Consider the following 8,042-nt stretch of genomic DNA (forward strand, 5'->3'; position numbering starts at 1 on the left):
CCGCTCGACCGACTTGATTAGCGTCGTATTCCATGAAGCCACGCCCGACAACCTCTACCGTTCGGGAGAGCCCACTTCCGAAACGCTGATCTTCTGCCACATACGTGATGGGCGCAGCGACGGCGCCATACTATCGCTGGCCAAAAAAGTGAGTTCGATCTGGAGCGCGTGCACCGGGGCAACGGAAGACGAAGTCGAGGTTCTCGTCACACTGTATCCCGCCAAATACGTCGTGCGCGGCGGTGAACGCCTGCCCGAAGCCCCTCGCGTGTGAGGGTGATGCAGCCTGCTCGGACTGAGGGGACCGCCCTTTTCTATGCAAGGGCGGGCGTCGGCCGTGAGGTCTCTGTTCAGAATGTGGCTACTGCGCCGCATACCGAACCTCAAACCGATAATAAAAGGAGACAAGTCAATGAAACCAATCCGCCCTGACCTGGCACCTGCACATTCAAGCACGCACCGGATAGACGTTCACAAACTGGTCGACGAGGCCAAGTTCAACCGTTTTCACTGGTCCGTGCTGATCTGGTGTTTCGTGATCCTAGTGCTCGACGGCTACGACCTGGCGGTCGCCGGCACAGCGCTTCCGTCGATCATGAAGGCGATGAATGTCGAGGCCTCAACCGCGGGCTTCATGGCCAGTTCGGCGCTGTTCGGCATGATGTTCGGGGCGATCGCGCTCGGCGCGCTGGCCGACAAGATCGGCCGCCGCTGGGCGATCTCGATCTGCGTGCTTCTGTTCAGCGCCTTCACCGCGGCCGCCGGGTTCACCAACGACCCTATCACCTTCAGCGCGATGCGCTTCCTCGCCGGGCTCGGCATCGGCGGCGCGATCCCGAATGCGGCCGCGCAGATGACCGAGTACTCACCGAAGAAGGTGCGCAGCGTGATGGTCACGCTGATGTGCTGCGGCTACGCGGTCGGCAGCATCCCCGCCGCGCTGCTCGGCAAGCAGTTCATCGAGACCTATGGCTGGCAATCTGTGTTCATCGCCGCGGGTGCCGCAGTGGTGCTGATCCCGTTCATCCTCAAGTACATGCCTGAGTCGCTGCCATTCCTGATCAAGCAGCACGACCACAGGCATCTGCGCGAAGTGATCCGGAAGATCCGACCGGACATGCGGCTCGAGCCGCACGAGGAGTTCCTCGTTCCGGCCGAGGACAAGGCCGAAGGTCCGACCGTAGGCAGGCTGTTCCTGGACGGCCGAGCCTTCAGCTCAGTGATGTTCTGGGTCGCCTATATGACCTGCCTGTTCATGCTCTATGCCCTCAGTTCGTGGCTGGTCAAGCTGATGGGCATGGCCGGCTACAGCCTCGGTTCCGCGCTGAACTTCCTGCTCGCCTACAACGCCGGTGCAGTCGTCGGCGCCGTCGGTGGCGGATGGCTCGCCGACAAGCTGAACATCAAGTGGGTGACGACTGCATTCTTCGGGGTCGCTGCGGTCTCGCTGACGCAGCTCGGCTACGGCGCGCAGCCGCTGTTCCTGATAGTTGCTGTCGTCGGCGCGTCGACGCTGGGCACGCAAATCCTGCTGTACGCGTATGCCGGGCAGTTCTACCCGACGGCGATCCGTTCGACGGGACTTGGCTTTGCCTCGGGGGTCGGGCGCATCGGCGCGGTCGCGGCGCCAATCGTGATCGGGCTGCTGGTCTCGATGAAGCTTCCGCTGGTGCAGAACTTCCTTGCCATTGCAATGGCCGCGGTGATCGGCGGTGTCGCGGTTGCTCTGATCAAGCACAAGTCCTCGGCCTCTTCGCATAGCCACGACTCGAGCGCGGTCGGGCAGCGGCCTTAATGCTCGACCCGCAGCGGGCGTACGAGTTGGTGGAGAGCCCTTTCGCCGACCTGCCTGCTGGAATCGGCGAGCGCGTGCACCCAGGCGCCAGAGGACGAAGTCGAGGTTCTCGCTCCGACTCACAACCAACCAAGGAAACTTCCATGTCCCGCAAACTTGAAGGCAAGATCGCAATCGTTACCGGTGGATCCACCGGTATCGGGCTCGCAACCGCTAAGCGGTTTGCTAGCGAAGGGGCGCATGTCATTGTCACCGGTCGCCGACAGGCCGAACTCGACGCCGCGGTGTCCGCGATCGGAAACGCTACCGGTATCCGGATCGACTCATCGAACATGGCCGAACTGGACACGCTGTTTGATCGGGTGAAATCGGAAAAGGGTCGGATCGACGTACTGTTCGTCAACGCCGGCGGCGGCTCGCTGATGCCGCTCGGGAATATTACCGAGGAGCAGTATGACGACACCTTTGGCCGTAACGTCAAGGGCGTACTGTTTACTGTGCAGAAGGCTCTACCATTGCTAGCGGACGGTGCATCAGTCATCTTGACCGGCTCCACCGCCGCCAGTGGCGGCACCAAGGCATTCAGTGTCTATGCCGCCTCAAAGGCCGCAGTACGCTCATTCGCCCGCAACTGGATTCTCGATCTCAAGGGTCGCGGTATCCGGGTCAACACGCTCAGCCCCGGACCCACCAAGACGCCGGGTTTGTTTAACCTGGCCGGGCCCGACGCCGCTCGGCAGCAGGGAATACTCGACGCTCTGGCCTCGCAGATCCCAATGGGCCGCGTCGGAGATCCGGACGAAATTGCCAAGGCTGCGGTTTTTCTTGCCTCCAACGATTCAAGCTTCGTCAATGGTATTGAACTATTCGTCGACGGTGGTAAGGCTCAGATCTGAATATCGCAGCAGTTGGGCGGATCTGGCCACCTGATGCAGATTCCTGATTCCTATCATGAGCAAAGTCATCACCGTTGCGCTGTCACCGGTGCGATTCATACGCCCTCGATGTCACGGTGGCTACTGGTGGGCAGGCCGCGGAAGCGCCGCAAGGCCCAACGGTCCGGGACAATCTGCGGCACGCGTCCATCTCCATTGTAGCCATTGGCAGCAGCGTTCACGCTGTCGCGCGCCTGCTGTATGGCGGTAAATACACGAGGGACATGCTCCAGAAACGACTTGCCACCACCGGTCAACCGGGTACTACGCGTAGTGCGTACGAAAAGCTGCGCTCCTAACTCTTCCTCCAAGTTTTTGATAGCCCGCGACAGCGGCGACTGCTCAATATGCAGTTTTTCCGCTGCGCGGGCGAAGTGGAGTTCTTCGACCACAGCCAGAAAGCATCGGAGGTGACGTAATTCCATGTCGTGGGCTTCTCCAACATAGATACCGCTTCGTTACTAACTCACAATATGCCTGCCTACTTGCATAGCGGCACTGGCCTATTCGAGCTTGTAAAGAACTGTAAGACTCCAGGCGCGATCGAAATTAATAAACGTTACTAGGCACTTTTTTGCTGCTTCAAAGGAATCCAGCCCTGGAAGCCCTGAATGATTGCCCAGAGCTTATGCGGGATCTTGATAGCCGGAAGCTTTGCAGGATCAAGTTCAACATCCACCTCCTGACCCTGCTGAACACGGCTTACCCAGTCAGGGTTGATGATCAACCCCCGGCCAATCGCGACCATTGATAACCCGGTATCCAGCGCTCGGCTGGCATGGTCGGGTGTCAGGATACTGCCGGCGGCGAGCACAGGAGCCCGTCCGGCAACTCGTTCGGCGATGCGGCTGACGATGGATTGCCCGTCAGGGTCGTCGATAGGCCGGTCTGTCAACAGGTTGGCCAGTGAGGCGTGAATGTAATCCACACCCAGTTCCAACAGGCGGTCGACAAAGGCCAGCGTCTGGTCAATGCGATAGCCTTCGTCGCCAGGCTCTTCCGGCGAGAGGCGGACACCGATGGCAAACGGTCGGTCGGCATGCTCTGCAATCACGCGCTTGACCTCTGCGACGACGGCCAGGGGAAACCGCATGCGGTTTTCCAGTGAGCCGCCCCATTCATCGGTGCGGGTATTGGTAGCTGGCGAGAGGAAGTTTTGCAGCAGGAAGCCGTGGGCGCCATGCACTTCGATCCCGTCGAAGCCGGCCTCGATGCCACGCCGTGTTGCCTCACCGAACGCCTTGATCATCTCCACGACCTCATCACCCGTTAGGGCTCGCGGCGTCAGCGGGGCAACGAAGGGCGTGGATTTTGTCAGAACAGCGCTTGAACTTACCACATCCCCGCCAGGGATGAGCTGGGGCAGTGCCTTGTTGCCGGCATGAAAGAGTTGCAGCAAAGCCGGCGCACCGCCACTCTTAGCTGCGTCGGCAAGCCGCTTGAGGCTTGGGATGAAACTATCGTCGGCTGCAGAAAATTCATGCGTGAAACCGATGCCGTTGGCGGTCACCTGGGCGCAGCCGCTGATGACCAATCCTACGCCTTTAACGCGGAGCCGGTAGTACTCCTCCTCCTCCTCCGTGATCTGGAAATCGTCGGTGCCCGACCATGTAGTCATTGGCGACATCACCACGCGATTGCGCAAGGTAATACCTGGGCTGAGGTCGAAGGGGCGAAACAAGGTATTGGTATGCAGAAGAGACATCAAAATGGACTCCATGAAGGGTGTAAAGCTTCATGGTATACATTATAAATCTAGTGTCAATTAGGCACCTTGAGTCGCGTTGGTATATCAGAGGAAACCACCCCGACGTTGGCTGCAGCGGACCAGAAGTGCGTCAAGGAACTCGAACGCGAGATCCAGCTGAGCTGCACCGTGCCAACGAGATACTCAAGCTCGCCAGCGTGTTCTTCGCCAAGGCGGAGCTTGACCACCGATTCAAGTCCTGAAAGCCTTCGCCGACAAATATCGGGGCACCTTCGGGATTGAGCCGATCTCCCAGCAAATGCAGATCGCCCCTTCCGGCTATCGGCGCTATCGTGCCCTGCAGCGTCATCCTGAACGGCGAAGTGGGTGGGTGCAGCGCGATGAGTGATTGGTCGCTGAATTCGAACACATCTGGCACGCCAATCTCCAAGTCTAGGCCTCAATAAGGTGTCAGCTGTATAGGGCAGGTGCAAAAGCGCTAGTGCTCTAACCTCTTCGGGCGGTATAATATATATACTAGAGGTGGTAGCGGAGCTTTTGCTTGTACAGGAAAAACCATGAAACATTCGATATTTAATATAGAGCCGCAGTGCTTTTCTTCAGACTGCCCAAGCAGAGCCTTGTTCGATCAGATTGCTGATAAATGGTCAATGATGGTGTTGGCTGTTCTAGACGACGGCCCACATCGTTTTAACGCGATCAAGCGCCGGCTGGAGGGCGTCACCCAGAAAGCTCTGACTCAATGTCTTCGGCGCCTGGAGCGCAATGGACTGGTTTCCCGTCAAGTGATTCCGGCGCCGCTCGCTGTTCTATATGAAATCACGCCGCTTGGGAAAACTTTGCAGCCACCATTGCGACAACTGCATGCGTGGACACTTGAGAAGCTGCCGATGGTCGAAAGCGCTCGGAGCGCTTTCGACCAACAGAATTTGCCTTGAGTCTCGCTTGCGGTATGGGGTGACTTGCCTGGTGCCGGCACGGATAGAAGTTAGACCGGGCAAACGCCCGGGCATCAAACACTCCGACCTCAATCCTGTTGATGTGGCCGCTTTATATGAAGAACTCCAAACTGGAATAAAGCATCTTCGCCATTTGAGTTATCCGCCGTGGCCAGCGACGTGGTCGTGACAGACAACACGTTGGGCGGATGACGGACAACTTGCAGCACTCTCAAATGGAGACGGCTGACTACATGAAACAGACCACCCAAGGGCTTGACTTCCAATGCCCCATATAAATGTGTTGCATCGACCGGTTGAATCCGCAGCCAGATTCGGCCTTTAGCGAAGGCCAGTAAGGCTTACCGTTTATATCGCGGTAGCAGACACTGAGAAAGCATCGAGAGGGTAGATAACGTTTCAACCCTTAAGTTAATTACCGTGGAAATGGCGCAGCTTCGCAACTACAGCACTGTGTGTGCGAGCGCCTTGCGGACCGGGCGTCCGCTTTGCGCTTCCTGCGCGACGATCTGGTATTGGGCCGGACTCAGGCCCAAGCGCCAACGGTCCTATGTCTCTGCGCCGTTTATCGGCGTGTTTCCGATCGTCTCACTACCGGCATTCGCTTGGGGCAGCAGGAAGGCGTGCGACTTGGCGGTTCGTCGCCGAAGATGTCACGCAGGAGCCGTGTTGGATCGGTGCCTAGCGGGTCTGCCTCGATAAGGATTTCGCGAGGTAGACCGACCAGAAATAATGGGAGTGCCGATGGTAGCGCACACATCTTCACGGCAAACAGGCGAACTCGGTCGGCTGCATCGGACGGTAAAACCAAGCGCCCGGAGGATGTCGGTGCTTCGAGTAAAGATGGCCAAGTTGGGGCCGGTTTGAAATGAAAAGGAGCGGGACCGGTGCCTTGGAGCGAACGCTTCTTCCCGGCTTACCCGTAAAACTTGCGCAAAGCTCGCGTACGTCTGAGGTCAGGCGTCCCATTAAAAAAATGCCTAGCGCTAATCCTAGCGCTAGGCGACGAAGGTCTTAAGGCCTCGAACAAGTATGATTGAGTGTCTCCACCTTTGAGTGGCGGCGCCGAAACGTCGCGCCGCGGAGAGTTCAACTTGTTTCCATGCTATTGCGTGCAGGTAAAGCTAGCAGCAGAATTCACGTCGCCACTAATGTACTTGGGCCACGCCGGATACTCGCAGAGCGGGCGGGTACGGCCTGCAGTTGCCCCGTTCAAGTCTGTGATGACGAGTTTGTTAGGCGGATTTCCGCTCGTAACCCAATTGTCAAGGACAGTCAGGGCGTCATAGCCACCTTCGAATTGGCCGCCAGAACCGTGGGCAGCCCCTGGCACCAAATAGAACTTCACGAACTCGCCTACGGTTGCTTGTCCATATCGCGTCACTAGCCGATTGTAGTAATCGATCGACATTTGAGCGGGGATGAACTGATCCGACTGTCCGTGCTGAAGAATTAACTTTCCGCCTCGTTGTTTGAATGTCGTCAAGTCGGTGCTTGTAGCATCCACCATGTTGCTGACCGCTTGCGTCCGTGCCGTCAGGGCGCCGGGGTCGGAAAAGTCAAACGACATGATGTCTACGAGCTGGGTGCGGGCGATCGCGAAATTCACGAGCGCGTTCGGGAACGCGTAGAAGAACGCTGACTGGCCCGAGGCAGGATCCGATACCGCCGCTGCCGGGGAAAGTCCCAAGGGGCTGAAAGAGGAGTTCCAAAAATCGGTGCCCGAGAGAATATTGTAACCAGCGATGGTGCGGATTCCGTTGGCAAAATCAAACTTGGTTGCCAATGGTGTAGCCATGGTGTTTACGGTATTGAGTTGTGCGTCGGACAGGCAAGTGTCGCCAGTATCTGCCCCCCCTGCACACCGCAATGTCGACGGATCGAAGCTGCATGCCGCCGGATTGCTGATGATGCCATCCGTCGCGCCGTCAAGGGCATCGCATTGGGTCATCACTGCCGCCTTGAGAACCTTCGCCTTTGCCGATGTAATGAATCCTCCGGGCGCGAGCGAGGCTTTTGAGACCCGTCCCATGGCAAATGAGAGCCCTAGAAGCTCGCTGGCCGGAAAAGTTGAAATTACCCCATCGTAGTCTGCGGGATATCGTTGAGCAGAAACCAAGCCTTGCCTTCCCCCTCCCGAACCACCAACGTAGTAGCTGTGAGCGAACGACTTGCCATAGCGAGTTCGTGCAAGATATGCCGCGACGTCGTGAGTCTTTTTGACGTGTTCACCTGCGTAGTTTGCCAGCGCCTCATCGTTCTTCAAAAACTCGCCTTCAAAGGCGTTTCCTTGGTGTCCGCTATCGCTCCCCAGTGTTACGAATCCCCGAGCCAACGGTGTCTTGGCCGTTTTCACTTCTTCCAGGAAGGACAGCGAGGAACTAGCGTAACCAGTAGTCGTCGGAATGGTGCCGTCCAGACCGCCACCACCAAAGTGGACAGATTTCTCATTCCAGTTGCTGGGAAGATCAACTTCAAAACGGATGTCGGGCGCTTGAAAATCGACCGGATGAATTTTTCCTAGCACTTTGCAATCTGGACAGTGCCAAGTTCTTCTACGCTGCCCGCTGCATGGGTGGCCAATCGTGGAGGGGACCGTCTTGGCGCCTATATTTGTCGAGGATTTTCGTGAGGCCTGGTACCGA

General features: G+C 57.7%; 5 protein-coding genes, 2 pseudogenes and 1 other annotated feature. Of the genes and pseudogenes, 4 read left to right on the plus strand and 3 right to left on the minus strand.

Translation table 11 applies throughout. The features are described from left to right. The 3 genes and pseudogenes from AB4061_RS39895 to AB4061_RS39905 all read left to right on the plus strand — a co-directional run. A pseudogene (locus AB4061_RS39895) lies at positions 1 to 274 on the plus strand (4-oxalocrotonate tautomerase); the annotation flags it as partial. A gap of 138 nt (positions 275 to 412) precedes the next feature. Next, positions 413 to 1,795, plus strand: coding sequence for an MFS transporter (locus AB4061_RS39900; protein ID WP_441641560.1), 1,383 nt, complete (start codon positions 413 to 415; stop codon positions 1,793 to 1,795). Positions 1,796 to 1,938: 143 nt separating this feature from the next. Then, complete coding sequence (locus tag AB4061_RS39905; RefSeq protein WP_441641561.1) at positions 1,939 to 2,691, plus strand: SDR family oxidoreductase; 753 nt, start codon at positions 1,939 to 1,941, stop codon at positions 2,689 to 2,691. 143 nt (positions 2,692 to 2,834) lie between these two features. Here AB4061_RS39905 and AB4061_RS39910 read toward each other — a convergent pair. Further along, positions 2,835 to 3,155: pseudogene (locus AB4061_RS39910) on the minus strand (LysR family transcriptional regulator); the annotation flags it as partial. A gap of 137 nt (positions 3,156 to 3,292) precedes the next feature. Beyond that, positions 3,293 to 4,435 (minus strand): NADH-dependent flavin oxidoreductase, encoded by a 1,143-nt coding sequence (locus AB4061_RS39915; RefSeq protein WP_441641562.1) that lies wholly within the window; start codon positions 4,433 to 4,435, stop codon positions 3,293 to 3,295. A 199-nt stretch (positions 4,436 to 4,634) separates the two neighbouring features. After that, positions 4,635 to 4,751 (plus strand) — a sequence feature (AL1L pseudoknot). A 244-nt stretch (positions 4,752 to 4,995) separates the two neighbouring features. Here AB4061_RS39915 and AB4061_RS39920 point away from each other — a divergent pair. After that, positions 4,996 to 5,376, plus strand: coding sequence for a winged helix-turn-helix transcriptional regulator (locus AB4061_RS39920; RefSeq protein ID WP_441641563.1), 381 nt, complete (start codon positions 4,996 to 4,998; stop codon positions 5,374 to 5,376). A 1,126-nt stretch (positions 5,377 to 6,502) separates the two neighbouring features. Here the strand turns inward: AB4061_RS39920 and AB4061_RS39925 are convergent. Then, the gene (locus AB4061_RS39925; RefSeq protein ID WP_441641564.1) at positions 6,503 to 8,008 is read right to left on the minus strand and encodes a tannase/feruloyl esterase family alpha/beta hydrolase; all 1,506 of its coding nucleotides are present in this window, start codon (positions 8,006 to 8,008) and stop codon (positions 6,503 to 6,505) included. Between the last annotated feature and the right edge of the window lie 34 nt (positions 8,009 to 8,042).

Source organism: Cupriavidus sp. YAF13, from assembly GCF_052113425.1.
Classification (GTDB): Bacteria; Pseudomonadota; Gammaproteobacteria; order Burkholderiales; family Burkholderiaceae; genus Cupriavidus.